17 protein-coding genes, 1 rRNA gene and 1 riboswitch are annotated in these 19540 nt (G+C 68.7%); of the genes, 14 read left to right on the top strand and 4 right to left on the bottom strand.

The genetic code is table 11. The annotated features are described in order from the left end of the window. The 11 genes from rrf to ACWD26_RS43325 all read left to right on the top strand — a co-directional run. Positions 1 to 95 (top strand): 5S ribosomal RNA (rrf, locus tag ACWD26_RS43375); the annotation flags it as partial. A gap of 108 nt (positions 96 to 203) precedes the next feature. Then, positions 204 to 812 (top strand): CDP-alcohol phosphatidyltransferase family protein, encoded by a 609-nt coding sequence (locus tag ACWD26_RS43370; RefSeq protein WP_451279175.1) that lies wholly within the window; start codon positions 204 to 206, stop codon positions 810 to 812. Between the two features lie 115 nt (positions 813 to 927). After that, positions 928 to 3423 carry a sugar phosphate nucleotidyltransferase gene (locus tag ACWD26_RS43365; RefSeq protein ID WP_451279173.1) on the top strand — a complete coding sequence of 832 codons (2496 nt, stop codon included), beginning with the start codon at positions 928 to 930 and terminating at the stop codon, positions 3421 to 3423. A 96-nt stretch (positions 3424 to 3519) separates the two neighbouring features. Further along, positions 3520 to 4425 carry a DUF881 domain-containing protein gene (locus ACWD26_RS43360; protein ID WP_451279171.1) on the top strand — a complete coding sequence of 302 codons (906 nt, stop codon included), beginning with the start codon at positions 3520 to 3522 and terminating at the stop codon, positions 4423 to 4425. Continuing rightward, positions 4422 to 4754 carry a small basic family protein gene (locus ACWD26_RS43355; protein WP_009343209.1) on the top strand — a complete coding sequence of 111 codons (333 nt, stop codon included), beginning with the start codon at positions 4422 to 4424 and terminating at the stop codon, positions 4752 to 4754. Before ACWD26_RS43360 ends, ACWD26_RS43355 begins: the two co-directional genes overlap by 4 nt. Positions 4755 to 4759: 5 nt before the next feature. Further along, positions 4760 to 5635, top strand: a complete 876-nt coding sequence (locus tag ACWD26_RS43350) for a DUF881 domain-containing protein (RefSeq protein ID WP_451279169.1) — start codon at positions 4760 to 4762, stop codon at positions 5633 to 5635. A gap of 61 nt (positions 5636 to 5696) precedes the next feature. Continuing rightward, complete coding sequence (locus ACWD26_RS43345; protein WP_451279167.1) at positions 5697 to 6668, top strand: FHA domain-containing protein; 972 nt, start codon at positions 5697 to 5699, stop codon at positions 6666 to 6668. A 44-nt stretch (positions 6669 to 6712) separates the two neighbouring features. Next, positions 6713 to 7468 carry a transcriptional regulator FtsR gene (gene ftsR, locus ACWD26_RS43340; RefSeq protein WP_451279165.1) on the top strand — a complete coding sequence of 252 codons (756 nt, stop codon included), beginning with the start codon at positions 6713 to 6715 and terminating at the stop codon, positions 7466 to 7468. An 84-nt stretch (positions 7469 to 7552) separates the two neighbouring features. Next, positions 7553 to 8026 carry a bifunctional nuclease family protein gene (locus tag ACWD26_RS43335; RefSeq protein ID WP_005475662.1) on the top strand — a complete coding sequence of 158 codons (474 nt, stop codon included), beginning with the start codon at positions 7553 to 7555 and terminating at the stop codon, positions 8024 to 8026. A gap of 230 nt (positions 8027 to 8256) precedes the next feature. Beyond that, a complete protein-coding gene (locus ACWD26_RS43330; protein WP_451279163.1) occupies positions 8257 to 8901 on the top strand; it encodes a MerR family transcriptional regulator in 645 nt (214 codons plus the stop codon). A gap of 67 nt (positions 8902 to 8968) precedes the next feature. After that, positions 8969 to 10324 carry a DNA polymerase IV gene (locus ACWD26_RS43325; RefSeq protein ID WP_451279161.1) on the top strand — a complete coding sequence of 452 codons (1356 nt, stop codon included), beginning with the start codon at positions 8969 to 8971 and terminating at the stop codon, positions 10322 to 10324. A gap of 242 nt (positions 10325 to 10566) precedes the next feature. Here ACWD26_RS43325 and ACWD26_RS43320 read toward each other — a convergent pair whose 3' ends face one another. Then, complete coding sequence (locus ACWD26_RS43320) at positions 10567 to 10935, bottom strand: PRC-barrel domain-containing protein (protein ID WP_451279159.1); 369 nt, start codon at positions 10933 to 10935, stop codon at positions 10567 to 10569. Positions 10936 to 11059: 124 nt separating this feature from the next. Then, a riboswitch (glycine riboswitch) is annotated at positions 11060 to 11156 on the top strand. Positions 11157 to 11327: 171 nt separating this feature from the next. Here ACWD26_RS43320 and gcvP point away from each other — a divergent pair. Further along, on the top strand, positions 11328 to 14213 hold the full coding sequence (gene gcvP / locus ACWD26_RS43315; protein ID WP_451279157.1) for an aminomethyl-transferring glycine dehydrogenase: 2886 nt from the start codon (positions 11328 to 11330) through the stop codon (positions 14211 to 14213). A 117-nt stretch (positions 14214 to 14330) separates the two neighbouring features. Here the strand turns inward: gcvP and ACWD26_RS43310 are convergent, their stop codons facing one another. Together ACWD26_RS43310 and ACWD26_RS43305 are read right to left on the bottom strand one after the other, a co-directional pair. Further along, the gene (locus ACWD26_RS43310) at positions 14331 to 14531 is read right to left on the bottom strand and encodes a DUF5999 family protein (RefSeq protein ID WP_028796697.1); all 201 of its coding nucleotides are present in this window, start codon (positions 14529 to 14531) and stop codon (positions 14331 to 14333) included. A 399-nt stretch (positions 14532 to 14930) separates the two neighbouring features. Beyond that, positions 14931 to 15515 (bottom strand): hypothetical protein, encoded by a 585-nt coding sequence (locus ACWD26_RS43305; protein ID WP_451279156.1) that lies wholly within the window; start codon positions 15513 to 15515, stop codon positions 14931 to 14933. Between the two features lie 569 nt (positions 15516 to 16084). On the opposite strand from ACWD26_RS43305, the gene ACWD26_RS43300 reads away from it, so the two are divergent. Together ACWD26_RS43300 and ACWD26_RS43295 are read left to right on the top strand one after the other, a co-directional pair. Next, on the top strand, positions 16085 to 17599 hold the full coding sequence (locus ACWD26_RS43300; RefSeq protein WP_451279154.1) for a glutamate--cysteine ligase: 1515 nt from the start codon (positions 16085 to 16087) through the stop codon (positions 17597 to 17599). Positions 17600 to 17688: 89 nt separating this feature from the next. Further along, positions 17689 to 18489, top strand: a complete 801-nt coding sequence (locus ACWD26_RS43295; RefSeq protein WP_451279152.1) for a CPBP family intramembrane glutamic endopeptidase — start codon at positions 17689 to 17691, stop codon at positions 18487 to 18489. 15 nt (positions 18490 to 18504) lie between these two features. On the opposite strand, the gene ACWD26_RS43290 is transcribed toward ACWD26_RS43295, so the two are convergent. Next, positions 18505 to 19314, bottom strand: a complete 810-nt coding sequence (locus tag ACWD26_RS43290) for a PhzF family phenazine biosynthesis protein (RefSeq protein WP_451279150.1) — start codon at positions 19312 to 19314, stop codon at positions 18505 to 18507. Between the last annotated feature and the right edge of the window lie 226 nt (positions 19315 to 19540).

Here is a 19540-nt window from a genome sequence, read left to right as displayed (position 1 = left end):
AAACGCCCGGTTACATTCCGAACCCGGAAGCTAAGCCTTACAGCGCCGATGGTACTGCAGGGGGGACCCTGTGGGAGAGTAGGACACCGCCGAACTCCTTTTAGAGCTCTGGCTCTTGGGCATCGTGCCCAAGGGCCAGAGCTTTTTTGCGTTGAGGTAGGGTCAGGGAGCATCATTGGCTCATTTCCCCAGGAGGCCCCCGGGTGGAGGTCCAGGAGACCCGGGTCCAGACGGACCGGGTCCTCACCATCCCGAACATCCTCAGCATGGCGCGGCTCGTTGGCGTGCCCGTCTTCCTGTGGTTGGTTCTCTGGCCCGAGTTCGGCGGTCCCAAGGCCGACGGCTGGGCGCTCCTGGTGCTCGCTCTCAGCGGCGTCAGCGACTATCTGGACGGCATGCTGGCGCGACGCTGGAACCAGATCAGCAGCCTCGGCCGGCTCCTCGATCCCGCCGCTGACAGGCTGTACATTCTGTCGACTCTGGTGGGACTCACATGGCGCGAGATTCTGCCATTTTGGTTGACCGCTGTACTTCTCCTGCGTGAGCTGGTTCTGCTGGTGATGGTGGGCATCCTCAGGCGGCACGGCTATCCGCCGCCGCAGGTGAACTTCCTCGGGAAGGCGGCTACCTTCAACCTGATGTACGCCTTCCCGTTGCTGCTGCTCAGTGACGGAAGTGGATGGATCTCGTCACTCGCTGCTATTTTCGGATGGGCGTTCGCCGGATGGGGTACAACGCTGTACTGGTGGGCAGGGATCCTCTACGTGGTTCAGGTCCGCCGACTTGTCAGTGCGGACGCCATGGCCGATTGAGCCCGTCCGATTGGGCGGCCGTAGTGGCTCGATGGCCCGCGTCGTAAATGTGCGGGACAATCTGGACGGGTGAAGTCGGCTAGACCGTCGTCTCTTCAAGGAGGACGCTTCCGACATGAAGGCCGTCGTGATGGCCGGAGGTGAAGGCACACGCCTTCGCCCCATGACCTCGAGCATGCCCAAACCGCTCCTGCCCGTGGCGAACCGCCCGATCATGGAGCACGTACTGAGGCTGCTCAAAAGGCATGGGCTCAACGAGACCGTCGTTACTGTCCAGTTCCTGGCATCACTCGTCAAGAACTACTTCGGTGACGGCGAGGAGCTCGGGATGGAGCTCACCTATGCCAACGAGGAGAAGCCACTCGGTACTGCCGGGAGCGTGAAGAACGCCGAGGAAGCGCTGAAGGACGATGCGTTCCTCGTCATCTCCGGTGACGCCCTCACGGACTTCGACCTCACCGAGCTCATCAATTTCCACAAGGAAAAGGGTGCGCTGGTCACCGTCTGTCTGACACGGGTGCCGAATCCGTTGGAATTCGGCATCACGATCGTGGACGAGGAGGGCAAGGTCGAGCGGTTCCTGGAGAAGCCGACCTGGGGGCAGGTCTTTTCGGACACCGTGAACACGGGCATCTATGTGATGGAGCCCGAAGTCTTCGACTATGTCGAGGCCGATGTCCCCGTCGACTGGTCCGGTGATGTCTTCCCGCAGCTGATGAAGGAGGGCAAGCCGGTCTACGGCTATGTCGCCGAGGGCTACTGGGAGGATGTCGGTACGCATGAGAGTTATGTGAAGGCCCAGGCCGATGTCCTTGAGGGCAAGGTCGACGTCGAGATCGACGGGTTCGAGCTCTCGCCGGGTGTGTGGATCGCCGAAGGTGCCGAGGTGCATCCCGACGCGGTGCTGCGCGGGCCGCTGTACATCGGGGACTACGCCAAGGTCGAGGCCGGCGTCGAAATCCGTGAGCACACCGTCGTGGGTTCGAACGTCGTCGTGAAGAGCGGGGCCTTTCTGCACAAGGCCGTGGTCCACGACAACGTCTACATCGGGCAGCACAGCAACCTGCGCGGATGCGTCGTCGGCAAGAACACCGACATCATGCGGGCCGCCCGGATCGAGGACGGAGCGGTCATCGGCGACGAGTGCCTGGTCGGCGAAGAATCGATCATCCAGGGGAACGTGCGCGTCTACCCCTTCAAGACGATCGAGGCCGGCGCCTTCGTCAACACGTCGGTGATCTGGGAGTCCCGCGGGCAGGCGCATCTGTTCGGCGCCCGCGGGGTGTCCGGCATCCTGAATGTGGAGATCACCCCGGAACTGGCCGTGAGACTTGCGGGGGCGTATGCCACGACCCTCAAGAAGGGGTCCACGGTCACCACCGCCCGCGACCACTCCCGAGGCGCCCGTGCGCTGAAACGGGCCGTCATCTCGGCGCTCCAGGCCAGTGCCATCGACGTACGGGACCTGGAGAACGTACCGCTGCCGGTGGCGCGGCAGCAGACCGCGCGGGGCAGTGCCGGCGGGATCATGATTCGGACGACGCCGGGGGTTCCCGACTCGGTCGACATCATGTTCTTCGACGGGCAGGGAGCCGACCTGTCGCAGGCCAGTCAGCGGAAGCTGGACCGGGTGTTCGCGCGGCAGGAGTACCGGCGCGCCTTCCCTGGTGAGATCGGGGACCTGCATTTTCCGGCCAGCGTGTTCGACTCGTACACCGGGTCCCTGCTGCGGAACGTCGACACGAGCGGGATCGCGGAGTCGGGGCTCAAGGTCGTCGTGGACGCGTCCAACGGCAGTGCCGGGCTCGTGCTGCCGAGTCTGCTCGGCAAGCTGGGAGTCGACTCGTTGACGATCAACCCCGGGCTCGACGAGTCGAGGCCGACGGAGACGGGCGACATGCGGCGCTCGGGTCTGGTGCGGCTGGGCGAGATCGTGGCGTCCTCGCGGGCGGCGTTCGGTGTGCGCTTCGACCCCGTGGGTGAACGGCTGTCGCTGGTCGACGAGAAGGGGCGGATCGTCGAGGACGACCGGGCCCTGCTGGTCATGCTCGACCTGGTGGCCGCGGAGCGGCGGAGCGGGCGGGTGGCGCTGCCGGTGACCACCACGCGGATCGGCGAGCAGGTCGCGGCGTACCACGGCACGCAGGTCGAGTGGACGACCACCTCGCCGGACGACCTCACGCGGGTCGGCGGGGACGAGACGACCATCTTCGGCGGTGACGGGCGCGGTGGCTTCATCGTGCCGGAGTTCAGCAGTGTCTTCGACGGCACGGCGGCCTTCGTACGGCTCATCGGACTGGTGGCGCGGACCCAGCTCACTCTCAGCCAGATCGACGCGCGGATTCCGCGGGCGCACGTCCTGAAGCGGGATCTGGCCACTCCGTGGGCGGTCAAGGGACTGGTGATGCGCCGGGTCGTGGAGGCGGCCGGGGATCGCTTCGTCGATACGACCGACGGTGTGCGGGTCGTGGAGACCGACGGGCGGTGGGTGATGGTCCTGCCGGACCCGGCCGAGGCCGTCACGCATCTGTGGGCCGAGGGCCCCGACGACGCCTCCGCGCAGGCCCTGCTCGACGAGTGGTCGGCGGTCGTGGACAGCGCCGGTCGCTGAACCGCCTCGCACGCGTGCGTGCCGGACAGGTGCCCCACGGGGCCTGTCCGGCACGTCAGTGGGCCCATTCGGAGGTAGCGGTCGCGACGTGCGACGATGTGCGGCATGCCGCAGCAGCCCCCCGTTCGGAGCACACCCACGCGCCCGTCGCGTCCGGACGCCTCCATGTCGCTGCTCACCAACGTCATGGATCACAGCCTCGACGACGGGTACGCCGAGGCCGCCGCGCGCAAGAAGGCCGCGGGCACCGAGGGCCGGCCGAAGACGGTGCGGGCGAAGCTGGGGCTCGCGGTCGGTCTGGTGTTCGCGGCCCTGGTGGTGACGGTAGGGGCGGCGCAGGCGCGGATAAGTGCTCCCGTGGTCGCCAAGGAGCGCGAGGAGCTCATCGACCGTATCCAGGAGGAGACCGCGGCCGCGGACAAGCTCGAGGACTCGGTGGACGAGCTCCGTGAGGACGTGAGCGCACGGCAGCGGAAGGCGCTCGAGGAGGACGGCGGCAGCGACGGTGACGGCCTGGTGGGGATTCTCTCGGGTGCCGTCGAGGTGCACGGCCCCGGGGTGAGGCTGGTCGTCAACGACTCCAAGGACGCCAGCCAGGGCGGTGACGGCGACCCGCGTGAGACGTCCGGGTTCTCGGACACGGGCCGGGTGCGCGACCGGGACATGCAGCGGGTCGTCAACGGGCTGTGGGAGTCGGGCGCCGAGGCCATCTCGATCAACGGGCAGCGGCTCACCGCGCTGTCGGCGATCCGGGCCGCGGGTGACGCGATACTGGTCGACAACAAGCCGCTGGCGCCGCCCTACACGGTCCTCGCGGTGGGGGACGGGCAGCGGCTGAGCACCAGGTTCCAGAACAGCCCCGACGGGCTGTATCTGCACGTCCTCCAGGAGAACTTCGGCATCCGGACGAGCATCTCCGCCGAGGAGGACATCACGGTGCCGGCCGCGCCGAGCGTGATCGTAAGAACAGCAGAACCGAGTACAGAGAAGGGCACATCGTGATCGCCGTACTGGGCCTCGTCCTCGGAGTCGTGGCCGGACTTCTGGTCCGGCCCGAGGTACCGGCGGTCGTCGAGCCGTATCTCCCCATCGCCGTGGTGGCTGCACTGGACGCCGTCTTCGGTGGTCTGCGCGCGATGCTGGACGGCATCTTCGACGACAAGGTCTTCGTGGTGTCGTTCCTGTCGAACGTGGTCGTGGCAGCCCTGATCGTCTTCCTCGGGGACAAGCTGGGCGTCGGCGCCCAGCTCTCCACGGGCGTCGTGGTCGTCCTCGGTATCCGTATCTTCTCCAACGCCGCGGCGATCCGCCGGCACGTGTTCCGGGCGTGAGGCCGATGAGCGAGCGGGACGAGACGCCGAGGCCGAAGCCGACTCCTCGTGGAGGAGAGGACGACACACCGACGACCCGGCTGCGCCGGGAACTGCCTCAGGAGGTGCCCTCCGCGGCCGCCGAGGAGCACGCCGAGGCCCCTCAGGAGGAGAAGAACAAGCTGACCGGGCGGCAGCGGCTGGCTCAGGGGCTGTGGCCGCCGCGCTTCACCCGAGCCCAACTCATCGTGGCGCTCCTGCTGTTCGGCCTCGGCTTCGGGCTGGCCATCCAGGTGGCGTCCAACAACGACGACAGCGCGCTGCGCGGAGCACGTCAGGAAGATCTCGTACGCATCCTCGATGAACTGGATGACCGTACTGAGCGTCTGGAGGAGGAGAAGCAGGGTCTCGAGGATCAGCGCACCGAGCTGGAGAACAGCTCGGACCAGGCCGAGGAGGCCCGCAAGCAGACGGTCGAGAAGGAGAGGCAACTCGGCATTCTGGCGGGCACCGTGGCGGCGCAGGGACCCGGCATCACAGTGACGATCGACGACGCGAAAGGGACGGTCGAGGCGGACATGTTGCTCGACGCGATCCAGGAGCTGCGCGCGGCAGGCGCCGAGGCGATCCAGGTGAACGGCGTACGGGTCGTCGCCAACACCTATCTGACCGATTCCGGTGAGGGAATCAGTGTCGACGGGAACAAGATCACCCAGCCCTTTCGTTTCAAGGTCATCGGCAACCCGCAGGACCTCGAGCCCGCACTGAACATCCCCGGAGGCGTGGTGCAGACACTGGAGAAGGAGCAGGCCACCGTGACCGTGCAGCGGGCGGACAAGATCGTTGTGGACGCCTTGCGGGCGGCGAAGCGGCCTGACTACGCTCGGTCGTCCTCCCAGTGAACCGCAGGTGCATGGGGCCCGTCCGGCCAGGGCATGAGGTTGCGGGGGGTCGGCGTACCGAATGGGTGGTGCGTGGTGGAAACTGTCTGGTGGATACGGACGTTGTGAGGTTGTCCGGGTCGGCCGGTGTGTTCAGTCAGGGTTCGTCCTGCCCCACGGGCGGGTCTGTTTCGGTCAAGGGGAATCGCCCGTGAAGTTGTTTGCGAAGTTGTTCGGCAAGAGCGCGCGAGAGGGCAGCGACAACGCGACCTCCCGCCATCGCGCGCAGCCTTCGGAAGCGGAGGGGCAGGGCGGAGACCGCCCGTTGTTCCGGGACCAGGTCACTGGTCCGGGAGGTGACATTTCCGGAGGTCAGGGCGCGCCGTCTGTTGACCCTGCCCAGTCGGGACGCATAGGTTTCGGGGAACCGTCACCCTCAGGTACGGGTGGAGGGTTTGCCTCCGACCCGTATGCGTCCAATGCCCCGGCGGGGCAGCCGCGGCAGGAGGATCCGTCGATGTCGGCCCTGGTGTGTACGAGGTGCGGTAACCGCAACGCGGAGAACAGCCGCTTCTGCTCGAACTGCGGTGCTCCGCTGCGGGCCGGCGCGGCCGCCGAGCGTCCGTCGGAGACGACCTCCACGATCTCCATCTCCGGCCTCGAGGCCTACGACTCCGAGGTCACCGGCCAGACCCAGCTGCCGGCGCTCTCCCCCGAGGCCCAGGCCGCGGTCGACGCCCTGCCGCTCGGTTCGGCCCTGCTCGTCGTGCGCCGCGGCCCGAACGCGGGCAGCCGCTTCCTGCTGGACGGCGATCTGACCACGGCCGGCCGTCACCCGCAGAGCGACATCTTCCTGGACGACGTGACCGTGTCGCGTCGCCATGTGGAGTTCCGCCGCGGTCAGGACGGCTCGTTCACGGTCGCCGACGTCGGCAGCCTGAACGGCACCTACGTCAACCGGGAGCGAATCGACCAGGTCGCGCTGCACAACGGTGACGAGGTGCAGATCGGCAAGTACCGGCTGGTCTTCTACGCGAGCCAGCGGGGCTACTGACCCTCCTCCGGACTGGCGTCCGGGGGGACCCCCAGGGAAGGTCCATGCTTCGAACAACGAGCGGTGGTGCCGACCACGGCACCGCCGCCGCGGACAGTGGCCTGATGAGCATCGGCACGGTGCTGAACGCGCTGCGTGAGGAGTTTCCCGAAGTCACGATCTCCAAGATTCGTTTCCTGGAGTCGGAGGGGCTCATCGAGCCGCAGCGAACCCCCTCGGGGTATCGCAAGTTCAGCGCCGAGGACGTCGAGCGCCTGGGGCACGTCCTCCGGATGCAGCGGGACCACTATCTGCCGCTCAAGGTCATCCGTGAGTATCTGGAGGCCCTGGAGCGTGGCGAGGACGTACGACTGCCCTCTGTGGGACGCCAGCGTGACATCGGTGACGGTGAGCGTCTGAGCGAGCTGTTCGGAGAGGCGGAGGAGCCCACGGCCGCCAGGATCGGGCGTAGCGAGCTCGTCGCCGGCGCCGGGATCGATGAGGAGCAGCTGGCCGAGTGGGAGTCGTACGGACTCGTGGCACCCCTGCCGGACGGGTCGTACGACGCCGAGGCCCTGACCGTCGCCACGCTTGTGGTGGAACTGGGGCGGTTCGGTATCGAGCCCCGGCATCTGAGGGTGATGCGGGCCGCCGCCGACCGTGAGGCGGGGCTTGTCGATCAGGTCGTGGCGCCTCTGCGCCGGCACCGTAATCCGCAGACCAGGGCGCATGCGGAGGACCGTACGAGGGAGCTGGCGGGCCTCACGGTGAAGCTGCACGCCGCGCTCGTGCAGAGCGCGCTGGGTGTGCGGCTCCGCTGACGGGCGGTGTTCGCCTGTGGCGGATCGGCCGGCCGATCTGTGCCCGACTACCCAAACATCCCGAGCACGGCCTAGGGTTGCTGTGTGAACGAGCTCGATGTCGTAGGTGTCCGGGTCGAAATGCCCTCCAACCAACCGATCGTGCTCCTGCGCGAAGTGGGAGGCGACCGTTACCTCCCCATCTGGATCGGGCCGGGGGAGGCGACGGCGATCGCTTTTGCCCAGCAGGGCATGGCCCCCGCGCGACCGCTGACCCACGACCTGTTCAAGGACGTGCTGGAGGCCGTCGGCCAGGAGCTCACGGAAGTGCGCATCACCGACCTGCGGGAGGGCGTTTTCTACGCGGAGCTGGTGTTCGCCAGCGGAGTCGAGGTGAGTGCCCGGCCGTCCGACGCCATAGCGCTGGCGCTGCGTACGGGGACGCCGATCTTCGGTAGTGACGGGGTGCTCGACGACGCGGGAATCGCGATTCCGGACGAGCAGGAGGACGAGGTCGAGAAGTTCCGCGAGTTCCTCGACCAGATCTCGCCCGAGGACTTCGGAACGAACAGCCAGTGAAGCCGGGGCGGGATCGTACGTCTGCGTCGCCGTGGCCGAGCGCACATGCCATGGGCCAGTGCGGTGTCGGACGACTCCGCCGTAGCGCATTCGGCTAGCCTTTCCCCGGGGGAGGGCACGCGAAACCACTCTCAGGGTGATTATCACTCGGCGTGGCGAGTGTGGCGGTCGTTGACGCACCACTGGTGGCTGCCTACCGTCGATAAGGCAGGTCAAGGACGGAGGTCGGCGTGAGAAGCAGCGGCGACGGTACGGCTGGGGGTGTCCCCGGACGCAGGCTGGGGGAGAACGGTCCGTACCCGCTTCACGGCAGCGCGGCCGGTCACGTCCCGCAGCGGCCCTCGGCCGTACAGGACAGCGCGGAGGTGGCGTCCGAGCCGCACGAGAACGTCGGCTACCGCGGCCCCACCGCGTGCGCGGCCGCCGGTATCACCTACCGACAGCTCGACTACTGGGCCCGCACCGGACTTGTGGAGCCGAGCGTTCGGCCCGCCCACGGCTCGGGGACGCAGCGCCTCTACAGCTTCCGGGACGTCGTCGTCCTGAAGATCGTGAAACGGTTCCTCGACACGGGAGTGTCGCTGCAGAACATCCGCACCGCCGTCCAGCACCTGCGGGAGCGGGGCTTCAGCGATCTGGAGCGGATGACTCTGATGAGCGACGGGGCGACGGTCTACGAGTGCACCTCGCCCGACGAAGTCCACGCCCTGCTCCAGGGCGGCCAGGGGATTTTCGGGATCGCCGTAGGGGTCGTCTGGCGTGACGTAGAGAGCGCTCTCTCGCAGTTGCACGGGGAGAGGGTCGACACGGGGGAGACGCTCGTGGGCCACAATCCGACGGATGAGCTGGCGCGGCGGCGCAACCGGGCGGTCTGAGGGGGCGTCCTACGCCTCGGCCGAGGCGTACAGGGCATTGTCAGTGGCGTAGGGCAGCATCGGAGATGTGAGAACCGCGCCCACGATCCTGCATCTCGACATGGATGCCTTCTACGCCTCGGCGGAGCAGGCGTCCAAGCCGAGTCTGCGTGGGAAGGCCGTCATCGTGGGCGGGCTCGGGCCGCGTGGGGTGGTGGCGACCGCCTCGTACGAGGCGCGGGTGTTCGGTGTGCACTCGGCGATGCCGATGGCGCAGGCGCGGCGGCTCGCGCCGAACGCCGCGTATCTCACGCCGCGCTTCACGTTCTACCGGGCGATCAGCGAGCAGGTCATGGGGTTGTTGCGTGATCTGTCGCCGCTGGTGGAGCCCTTGAGCCTCGACGAGGCGTTCGTGGACCTGGAGGCCGGGGGAACGGCCTGGGACGAGAGGTCGGCGCGGCTGGCGGGGGCGCGGTTGCGCGGGGACATACGGGCGGTGACCGGGCTGACGGGGTCCGTGGGGCTCGCGGCCTCCAAGATGCTCGCGAAGATCGCCTCAGAGCAGGCCAAGCCGGATGGGCTGGTCCTGATCGAGCCCGGGACCGAGCGGGCGCTGCTGGGACCGATGTCCGTGCGGATCCTGCCGGGGGTGGGGCCGGCGACCGGGGACCATCTGCGGCGGGCCGGGATCACCACGGTCGAGGAGATCGTGGAGGCGGGCGAGGACGAGGTCGTGCGGCTGTTGGGCAAAGCCCATGGACATGGGCTGTACGCGATGGCACTGGCGCGCGACGACCGGGCGGTGGTGGCCGAGCGGGACACGAAGTCGGTGTCGGTGGAGGACACGTACGACGTGGACATCCACGACCGGGTGCAGGTTCGGATGGAGGTGCAGCGGCTGGCGGATCGGTGTGTGCGGCGGCTGAGGGAGGCCGGGTTGTCCGGGCGGACCATCGTGTTGAAGGTGCGGCGGTACGACTTTTCCACGTTGACCAGGTCCGAGACGTTGCGGGGACCTACGGACGACCCGGCGGTGGTGCGGGAGGCGGCGGGCCGCTTGCTGGAGGCCGTGGACACGACGGGTGGGGTGCGGCTGCTGGGGGTGGGGGTGAGCGGGCTTGCCGATTACACGCAGGAGGATCTGTTCGCGCAGGCGGCGGGAGAGCCGGATCTTGGGGAGGAGGAGGCTGGCCCCGCCACGGAGGTGGCTGTGGTGGAGGTGCGTGCGGGCGGGGAGCGGCAGTGGAGGGCCGGGCAGGATGTACGGCATGCCGAGTACGGGCATGGGTGGGTGCAGGGCAGTGGGCTGGGGCGGGTGACGGTGCGGTTCGAGAGACCGGAGGACCGGGAGCCCGGGCGGGTGCGGACCTTCAGGACGGACGATCCGGGGTTGGAGCCGGCGGAGCCGTTGCCACTGGTGCAGGGTGGGGTGGTGCGGGGCTGAGGCCGCCAGGGACCGCTATTCGCCGCTGTCGTGGTGGGGTGCCGTTGCGGCGGGATCGAGGTGGCGGGCAGGAGAAAGGGTGTGGACGAAGGGGCCGGCAGTGCGAGGGGCGTGAGCAGCGGCGTCGAGAGGTTCGCAGGGTGTAGGGCGGTGGCGGGCGGCGTTCTAGGCGAGGAGTACGACGGCAGGAGATGTGCCGGGCGCGGGGGGCCTGGGGCGGCGTCTGCGGTGGGGGCGTTCTGTCAGGGGTCTTCGTGGCCTGAGACGTTGCCGATGTCGTGGTCCACGGGTGGGGGCGGGGCTATGTCGAGGCCGTAGTGGTGGTAGAGCTGCAGTTCTTGTTCGGGGGAGAGGTGGCGGCCTACGCCGAAGTCGGGGGCGTCCTTGATGAGGGCTCGGTCGAAGGGGACGCGGAGGGTGCCTTCGATCAGTTCGCTGGGCTCCAGGGGGACAAAGGCGTCGCGGCCGAAGAGGCCCATGCGTATCGCGGCCCACTCGGGGATGCCGGTGGCATCGTCGAGATAGACCTCGTCGACCGTGCCGATCTTGCTGCCCTTGCGGTCGAACGCCTTGCGGCCGATCAGGTGGCGCGGATCGATGTCGGTCTGCACGGGCCCTCCAGGTGGTCGCAGAGGAGTCGCAAATCATTCCTCACCACTACGAAAAGGCACTTTGGGGAAGGCGGCCACTCGAAGACCCGTGCGGGGCCCGCGCTGATACGCTGGCAACGGCTGCTGACCCCGTGCGGGAGAGTCCTCCGGACACCATCCGGAGGCGCCGAAGGAGCAAATCCTCCCCGGAATCTCTCAGGCTCACGTACCGCACGGACGAGGTCACTCTGGAAAGCAGGGCGGGTGTCACGGCTTCCGCTCTCACCGACGGTGAAAACCGGTTCGTACCGGACCGGTGAAGCTCTCAGGTTGAGATGACAGAGGGGGAGGCCGTCGGGGCACCCGTGCCGTGGTGCCCCTCGAAGGTCGCGTCAGACCAGGAGGCCTCCGCAATGACCGCCCATCGCACTCCGCTCTCCGAGCTCGAAGAGGGAATCCCCTTCGAGCGGCGCCATATCGGACCAGACGTCGAGGCCCGGGCCAAGATGCTCGCGCACGTCGGGTACGGCTCGCTCGACGAGCTGACCGCCGCCGCGGTCCCGGATGTGATCAAGAACGCCGAGGCGCTGGATCTGCCGGACGCCCGTACCGAGGCCGAGGTGCTCGCCGAGCTGCGTTCGCTCGCCGATCGCAACCAGGTGCTCGGGTCGATGATCGGGCTCGGGTACTACGGGACCTTCACCCCGCCCGTCATTCTGCGGAATGTCATGGAGAACCCGGCCTGGTACACCGCCTACACGCCGTATCAGCCCGAGATCTCCCAGGGGCGGCTCGAAGCGCTGCTCAATTTCCAGACCGTCGTGGCCGACCTGACCGGTCTGCCCACCTCCGGGGCCTCCCTGCTCGACGAGGGCACGGCCGCCGCCGAGGCCATGGCGTTGTCGCGTCGTATGGGGAAGAACAAGAAGGGGCTCTTCCTCGTCGACACGGACGCGCTGCCGCAGACGATCGCCGTGATCGAGACGCGTGCCGAGCCGACCGGCGTCGAGGTCGTCGTCGCCGACCTGAGCGAGGGGATCCCGGCCGACGTCGCCTCGCGCGAGATCAACGGCGTGCTGCTGCAGTACCCGGGCGCCTCCGGTGTCGTACGCGACCTGAAGCCGGTCATCGGGCAGGCGCACGAACTCGGCGCGCTCGTCACCGTCGCCGCGGATCTGCTCGCCCTCACGCTGCTGGTGTCGCCCGGTGAGCTGGGTGCGGACATCGCGGTGGGGACGACGCAGCGGTTCGGCGTGCCGATGGGCTTCGGCGGGCCGCACGCGGGCTATATGGCCGTACGGGAGAAGTTCGCGCGCAGCCTGCCCGGGCGGCTCGTGGGGGTCTCCGTGGACGCGGACGGACACAAGGCGTACCGGCTCGCCCTGCAGACGCGGGAGCAGCACATCCGCCGGGAGAAGGCGACCAGCAACATCTGTACGGCTCAGGTGCTGCTCGCCGTGATGGCCGGGATGTACGCCGTCTACCACGGGCCGGAGGGGCTGCGGACCATCGCCCGGCGTACGCATCGGTACGCCACCGTGCTCGCCGCCGGTCTCGCGGCCGGGGGGATCGAGGTCGTGCACGGCGCGTACTTCGACACGCTCACCGTGCGGGTGCCGGGGCGGGCCGGTGAGGTCGTGGCGGCGGCGCGCGAACATGGCGTGAACCTGCACCTCGTGGACGGCGACCTCGTGTCGATCTCCTGCGACGAGACCACGACGCGGGCGCAGCTGGGCGCCGTGTGGACAGCGTTCGGGGTGCAGGGGGACGTGGAGGCCCTCGACGCCGCCGCCGAGGACACGCTGCCCGAGGCGCTGCTTCGGTCTGACGACTACCTCACGCACCCGGTGTTCCACGAGTACCGCTCCGAGACCGCGATGCTGCGCTATCTGCGCCGGCTCGCCGACCGGGACTACGCGCTGGACCGGGGCATGATCCCGCTGGGCTCGTGCACGATGAAGCTCAACGCGACCACCGAGATGGAGCCGGTGACCTGGCCGGAGTTCGGGCAGCTGCACCCGTTCGCGCCCGCCGGGCAGGCGCAGGGGTACCTCACGCTCATCCGTGAGCTGGAGGAGCGGCTGGCGGAGGCCACCGGGTACGACAAGGTGTCGCTGCAGCCGAACGCTGGCTCGCAGGGAGAGCTGGCCGGGCTGCTGGCCGTACGCGGGTATCACCGGGCCAACGGTGACGAGCAGCGGATCGTGTGTCTCATCCCGTCCTCCGCGCACGGCACCAATGCCGCGAGCGCCGTCATGGCGGGCATGAAGGTCGTCGTCGTGCGGACCGCCGAGGACGGTGAGATCGACGTCGAGGATCTGCGGGCGAAGATCGAGCAGTACCGTGACGAGCTGTCCGTGCTGATGATCACGTATCCGTCGACGCACGGTGTGTTCGAGGAGCACGTCGCCGACATCTGCGCGCAGGTGCACGACGCCGGTGGTCAGGTGTACGTGGACGGTGCCAACCTCAACGCGCTGGTGGGGCTCGCCAAGCCGGGCCGCTTCGGCGGGGACGTCTCGCACCTGAACCTGCACAAGACCTTCTGCATCCCGCACGGTGGCGGCGGCCCCGGGGTCGGGCCGGTGGCGGTGCGCGAGCACCTGGCGCCCTATCTGCCGAACCACCCGCTGCAGCCCGCGGCCGGCCCCGAGACGGGCGTGGGGCCGATCTCGGCGGCGCCGTGGGGCTCGGCGGGCATCCTGCCGATCTCGTGGGCGTACGTCCGGCTCATGGGCGGTGAGGGGCTCAAGCGGGCCACGCAGGTGGCGGTGCTCAGCGCCAACTACATCGCCAAGCGCCTGGAGCCGCACTACCCGGTGCTGTACACCGGCCCGGGCGGACTCGTCGCGCACGAGTGCATCATCGACCTGCGGCCGCTGGCCAAGGCGACCGGGGTGACCGTCGACGACATCGCCAAGCGGCTGATCGACTACGGCTTCCATGCGCCGACGATGTCGTTCCCGGTGGCCGGGACGCTGATGATCGAGCCGACCGAGTCGGAGGATCTCGCCGAGCTGGACCGGTTCTGCGACGCGATGATCGCGATCCGGGCGGAGATCGAGAAGGTCGGCTCGGGTGAGTGGCCGGCGGACGACAACCCGCTGCGCAACGCCCCGCACACCGCTGCCGCGCTCGGCGGGGAGTGGGAGCACGCCTACACGCGTGAGGAGGCCGTCTTCCCTGCCGGGGTCGCGCCCGCCGACAAGTACTGGCCGCCGGTGCGCCGTATCGACCAGGCCTTCGGTGACCGGAACCTGGTCTGCTCCTGCCCGCCGCTGGACGCTTACGAAGAGTAGTCACACGCGGACAAGCGTCGGGGCCGGTTCGGAGAGTGTTTCTCCGGCCGGCCCCTCTTTCCGTCCGGGCGGACGCCCTGTGCGGGGGCGCTCGCCCTGTGCGCACGTGGGTGCGGCTCAGGCGGCTGTCATCACCGTGCCCATCGGGCGGTGCGGGGCGATGATCTGGCCGTCCGGCAGGAGCTCACCGGTGTCCTCGAAGAGCAGAACGCCGTTGCAGAGCAGGCTCCATCCCTGCTCCGGGTGGTGCGCCACGAGTCGGGCGCCCTCCCGGTCGGCGGATTCGGCGGTCGGGCACAGTGGCTGGTGCTGGCACATGGTTGTTGGGATCTTTCGCTGTGTCGTGTGGTCTGAGATGGCTGTTTTGTCCGACCCGCGGCGTGAAGCCTCGCTCATGGCCGCCCCCCGTTGTGATAAATCGGTCCGGTCCCAGTGTTGCCCCACGGGCGTCGATCCGCAGGGATTTCGCAGCACCGCTTCTCACAGGTTGATGACGCATCACTCGCGCGGACGGTTCATTCCAACTGCACTGTCCCTTCGGGTGGTTCGCCGTGGTCGGAAAGGGCTAGTCCCGTGGCGTAAGAGCTTGCGAATAGCTCGAACGAGCGTATTGGTGCCCGAAAGAGCGGCAATTCCGCGCAGGGGAAACAAGTGCCCCGCCACCGGGATATCGGCAGCGGGGCGACGGGCGGGACAAATGACGAGGTGGCTTGGGACTCAGGCCGGCGATCCCAGGAGCGGGGCGGGCGTCAGGCGGGTGGTCAGCACCGGAAGGAGATCCGCGACCCGGTGCGGGCGGTGGGCCGCGATGCCGGGCGGCGCGGGCGCCAGCGGCACCAGGAGATCGGTCGGCGCCGGATGCCCGGTGGCGCCGTCGGCGGTGGGGTCGGCGTGCAGCCAGAGCGTGAGCATGTACAGCTCGGGCACCGACAGCAATCGGGGTTGGTAGGGCTGCTGCATGGTCTCGGCCTGGCGCAGGGCGCGCTCGGTCGAGGTGATGTACGGGCCCTCGAAGAAGTGCGAGAACGCCCAGCCGTCAGGGGTCAGCCGGGTTTCGGCGGCGGCCACGGCGCGGTCGCCGCAGCGGATCAGGAACCGCCACCCGGTGAGCCGGGCGGTGCCCGTGCCCTCGGGGGTGATCCGCTCGAGTACGTGCACGGGCAGGGGAAGCTCGGGTGTGGCGGGACCCTGGGCGTTCTTCAGGGAAGGAGTTCGCGCCTCGTGGACGGCGGTGGGGGAACCGAGTGCCGTGAGGACGGTGCGCAGGGCAGGCGCGGGAGCCGGGGGGACATGCAGCGGCATGGTGGGTCGCCTCTCAATTCGACAGGCACGGTGGCGCGAGGGCGGGGGCGGACGGCGCTGTCAGCTCTCGGGAATCGGAGAGACGGGTGCCCGGGGTCCGGTGCGTGGGTGGGTCCGCCGCGCGTGGCCTGACGGCAGGACCGAGGACCGCGAGTGCCGGCTCTCAGCCTCGTTTGCGGAGTTTATACGACACGTGTTCACATGAGGTTTCATCTAGCCGCTCCGGATATGAACAGCAAGGCGGTATCCGGTCGCCGAAACAAGTGAATCACCCCGCTTCTCCACGGGGGTACGCCGGTGACCTCGGATTACCGTCGCGTAGCGGACGGCCGGTTCTCGTCGGCGCTTTTCACGAAAGCGCAACAGGCAGAAAGCGCATGCTCATTCTTGCCCGCTGAATGTGCCAGAAGCACGCCGAGTGAATAAAGTCGGAGGTGACCGCGCTCAGCCTAGCGGGCGCAAGTCGCGCATGGGACGTTATCGGTGGCTCTGCCTGGGCATCATCATCCGTGGACCCGGGACAGCAGCGGCCGGTTCGTCGGCCTGCCCATCCGAGGAGGGACACTTCGATGGGGGAGAAGGTCGTGGCAGGGCCGTTTGGCCTCTCCGATCGCCAGCAGTACCGCGACAAGCTCCGGCAGTGCCTGGCGGGGCTGGCGCGGCTGCTGGAGGAGAAGCGGTTCGACCGCCCCAAGAACCTCATGGGTGTGGAGATCGAGCTGAACCTGGTCGACGGCGACGGTCTGCCGAGAATGATGAATGCGCAAGTACTTGAGCGGATTGCGAGCCGAGATTTCCAAACAGAACTCGCCATGTTCAATCTGGAAGTCAACATAGCTCCACATCGGCTGGGTGGTCGGGTTTTCGACCAGCTTTCCGAGGAGCTGCGCACCTCACTCGCGTATGCCGACCGGAAAGCGATCGAGGTCGGCGCGGGAATCGTGATGATCGGCATTCTGCCCACACTGGGCCGTGATGACCTGGTCTCGTCGAATCTCTCTGCGGGCGACCGTTACACCTTGCTCAACGATCAGATCGTCGCCGCCCGCGGCGAGGATTTCACCCTGGACATCGACGGGGTGGAGCGGCTCGTCTGCACCTCGAAGTCGATCGCGCCCGAAGCCGCCTGCACCTCCGTGCAGTTGCACCTCCAGGTCACCCCTGGGCGGTTCGCCGATGTGTGGAACGCGGCGCAGGCGGTCGCCGCGGCCCAGGTCGCCATCGGGGCCAACTCGCCGTTCCTGTTCGGGCACGAGCTGTGGCGCGAGTCGCGGCCGCCGCTGTTCCAGCAGTCCACGGACACCCGGCCGCCCGAGCTGCAGGCCCAGGGCGTGCGGCCGCGCACCTGGTTCGGAGAGCGGTGGGTCACCTCCGCGTACGACCTGTTCGAGGAGAACCTGCGTTTCTTCCCCGCCCTGCTCCCCATCTGTGACGACGAGGATCCGATCGAAGTCCTCGACGCGGGCGGAGTTCCCTCGCTCGCCGAACTTACCCTGCACAACGGGACGATCTACCGCTGGAACCGGCCCGTCTACGGCATCGCCGACGGGGTCCCGCACCTACGCGTCGAGAACCGGGTGCTGCCCGCCGGACCGACCATCACGGACGTGATCGCCAACGCGGCCTTCTACTACGGGGTCGTACGCGCCCTCGCCGAGGAGTCACGGCCGGTGTGGACGCGGATGCCCTTCGAGGCAGCCGCCGCCAACTTCGACGAGGCGTGCCGACACGGCATTGACGCGCGGTTGCAGTGGCCGCGCGGGCGCTACGGCGGCGTCGGACCGGTGGACGCGGTGAACCTCGTACGGGACGAGCTGCTGCCGCTCGCCGAGGCGGGGCTGGACGCGTGGGGTGTCGAGCCGGTCGACCGGGACTTCTACCTCGGGGTGATCGAGGAGCGGTGCCGGCGCCGGGTCAACGGGGCGTCGTGGCAGGTGGAAACGTTCCATCGGGCGCTGGCCAAGGGGCTCGGCCGGGATGCGGCACTGGCCGCCACGACGCGACGGTACTGCGAGCTGATGCACTCCGGGGAGCCGGTGCACAGCTGGCCGGTCGGGTTGCCGGAGCCGGTGCCGCTGGGCTGAGGAGCCGCCTGTGGGGCAGCTGCCGGAAAGTTCCGGACCGCCGCGGGTCATGATGGACCCTCGGCGGGGCCGGACTACTGGAGGCGTGGGTGCAGGGGCAGGCGGAGTCGGTGGAGGGTGCGTTGCCGGGGGAGCGGCCCGGCCGACGGATTCTGAGGGACGAGACACTGCTCGTGCTCGGGCTCTCGCTCGGCGCGAGCGGGGTGTCCGCGCTGATCAGCTTCGTCGGATCGGTCACCAAGCCGGGCGGGCTGAAGGACCAGGCGGCCACCATGAACGCCTCGGCCGCGCCCGGGCGTCCCTGGCTCGACCTCGCATGGCAGCTCTTCGGGATCACCACCGCCCTGGTGCCCGTCGCGCTGGTCGCGCACTTCCTGCTGCGCGAGGGCGCCGGGCTGCGCACCCTCGGCTTCGACAGGACGAAGCCGTGGCCCGACCTCGGCCGGGGCGCGGCGATCGCCGCGGTGATCGGCAGCACGGGTATCGCCTTCTACCTGGCGGCCCGCGGCCTCGGCTTCAACCTCACGGTGGTGCCGGAGGCGCTGCCCGAGGTGTGGTGGAAGTACCCCGTCCTGATCCTCTCCGCGATCCAGAACGCCGTCCTCGAAGAGGTCATCGTGGTCGGCTATCTGCTGCGACGGCTTCAGCAGTTGGGCTGGTCACCGGGCAGCGCGCTGGCCGCGAGTTCGGTGCTGCGTGGCTCGTACCACCTCTACCAGGGCATCGGCGGCTTCATCGGCAACATGGTGATGGGTGTGGTGTTCGTCTATCTGTACCGGCGGTGGGGGCGAGTGGGCCCGCTCGTGGTGGCCCACTCACTGCTCGACATCGGCGCGTTCGTGGGGTACGCGCTGCTGGCGGGGAAGGTGGGCTGGCTGCCCACGGCGTGAGAGACGGCCCGCGGTTCAGGCGAGGAGTTCGCCGTCGATGACCGTGACCGCCCGGCCCGACAGAAGGGTGCGGTCGCCACGGAGTTCGGTGCGGACGAGGCCCGAGCGCGCGGAGGCCTGGAGGCCGGTGAGAGCCGGGCTGCCGAGGCGCTCGGACCAGAAGGGGGCGAGGGCCGTGTGGGCGCTTCCCGTGACCGGGTCCTCGTCGATGCCGATGTTCGGGAAGAAGCAGCGCGAGACGTAGTCGTGGCCGGCGGCGGGATCCGTCGCGCGGGCGGTGGCGATGATGCCGCGCTCGGAGCAGCGCCCGAGGGACGGCAGGTCCGGGGCGAGACCGAGGACGGTCTTCTCGTCGGCGAGTTCGACGAGCAGGTCGTTCACGTGGGGGCCCGTGTCGAAGACGCTGAGCGGTGTGGCGCCCAGGGCCGCGGTGAGGCCGTCCGGGACGGGGACCGGGGTGAGGGGAGCGGTCGGGAAGTCGAGGGTGAGGGAGCCGTCCGGCCGGGGCGTGGCGATGAGGACACCGCTGCGCGTGGCGAACCGCACGGGGCCCTCGTGGGCCTTCGTACTGCTCAGGACGTGCGCGGTGGCCAGTGTGGCGTGGCCGCACATCGCCACCTCGGCGACCGGCGTGAACCAGCGCAGCGCCCAGTCCGCCTCACCGTCCTCGGGAAGAGGGTGGGCGAACGCGGTCTCGGCGTGGTTGACCTCCCGGGCCACGTTCTGCAGCCAGGTGTCGTCCGGGAAGGCGTCGAGGAGGAGGACTCCTGCCGGGTTGCCGGAGAAGGGGCGGTCGGTGAAGGCGTCGACGATACGAATACGCATGGGACGACGCTAGGCCGTGGGCCAGGCCACTGGCCAAGGCCAATTCCGGGGTGGTGGACTGGTTTTCACGGGCCACATGTTGCGGGTTGGCCGGGCACCGTCGTCCACTTGCCGCGTTCGTACGGTGTCGGGCTAGTGTCCTGCGCCAGAGATCCGTCGGCAGAGGCGGGCGAGGGAGTCGAGGATTTCTTCGGCTGTCTTGGTCCAGATGAACGGCTTGGGGTCT

This window comes from Streptomyces sp. NPDC002787, from assembly GCF_053592095.1.
The sequence above is the reverse complement of the archived record's forward strand: the minus strand, read 5'-3'. Positions and strand labels throughout refer to the sequence as shown.

Excerpts from the sequence above, each read along its gene's own strand:
- ACWD26_RS43290 (WP_451279150.1), bottom strand. The coding sequence starts at position 19,314 with ATGCGTATTCGTATCGTCGACGCCTTCACCGACCGCCCCTTCTCCGGC.
- ACWD26_RS43350 (WP_451279169.1), top strand. The coding sequence starts at position 4,760 with ATGAGCGAGCGGGACGAGACGCCGAGGCCGAAGCCGACTCCTCGTGGA.
- gcvP (WP_451279157.1), top strand. The coding sequence starts at position 11,328 with ATGACCGCCCATCGCACTCCGCTCTCCGAGCTCGAAGAGGGAATCCCC.
- ACWD26_RS43360 (WP_451279171.1), top strand. The coding sequence starts at position 3,520 with ATGTGCGGCATGCCGCAGCAGCCCCCCGTTCGGAGCACACCCACGCGC.
- ACWD26_RS43305 (WP_451279156.1), bottom strand. The coding sequence starts at position 15,515 with ATGCCGCTGCATGTCCCCCCGGCTCCCGCGCCTGCCCTGCGCACCGTC.
- ACWD26_RS43300 (WP_451279154.1), top strand. The coding sequence starts at position 16,085 with ATGGGGGAGAAGGTCGTGGCAGGGCCGTTTGGCCTCTCCGATCGCCAG.
- ACWD26_RS43310 (WP_028796697.1), bottom strand. The coding sequence starts at position 14,531 with ATGTGCCAGCACCAGCCACTGTGCCCGACCGCCGAATCCGCCGACCGG.
- ftsR (WP_451279165.1), top strand. The coding sequence starts at position 6,713 with ATGCTTCGAACAACGAGCGGTGGTGCCGACCACGGCACCGCCGCCGCG.
- ACWD26_RS43365 (WP_451279173.1), top strand. The coding sequence starts at position 928 with ATGAAGGCCGTCGTGATGGCCGGAGGTGAAGGCACACGCCTTCGCCCC.
- ACWD26_RS43345 (WP_451279167.1), top strand. The coding sequence starts at position 5,697 with ATGGGTGGTGCGTGGTGGAAACTGTCTGGTGGATACGGACGTTGTGAG.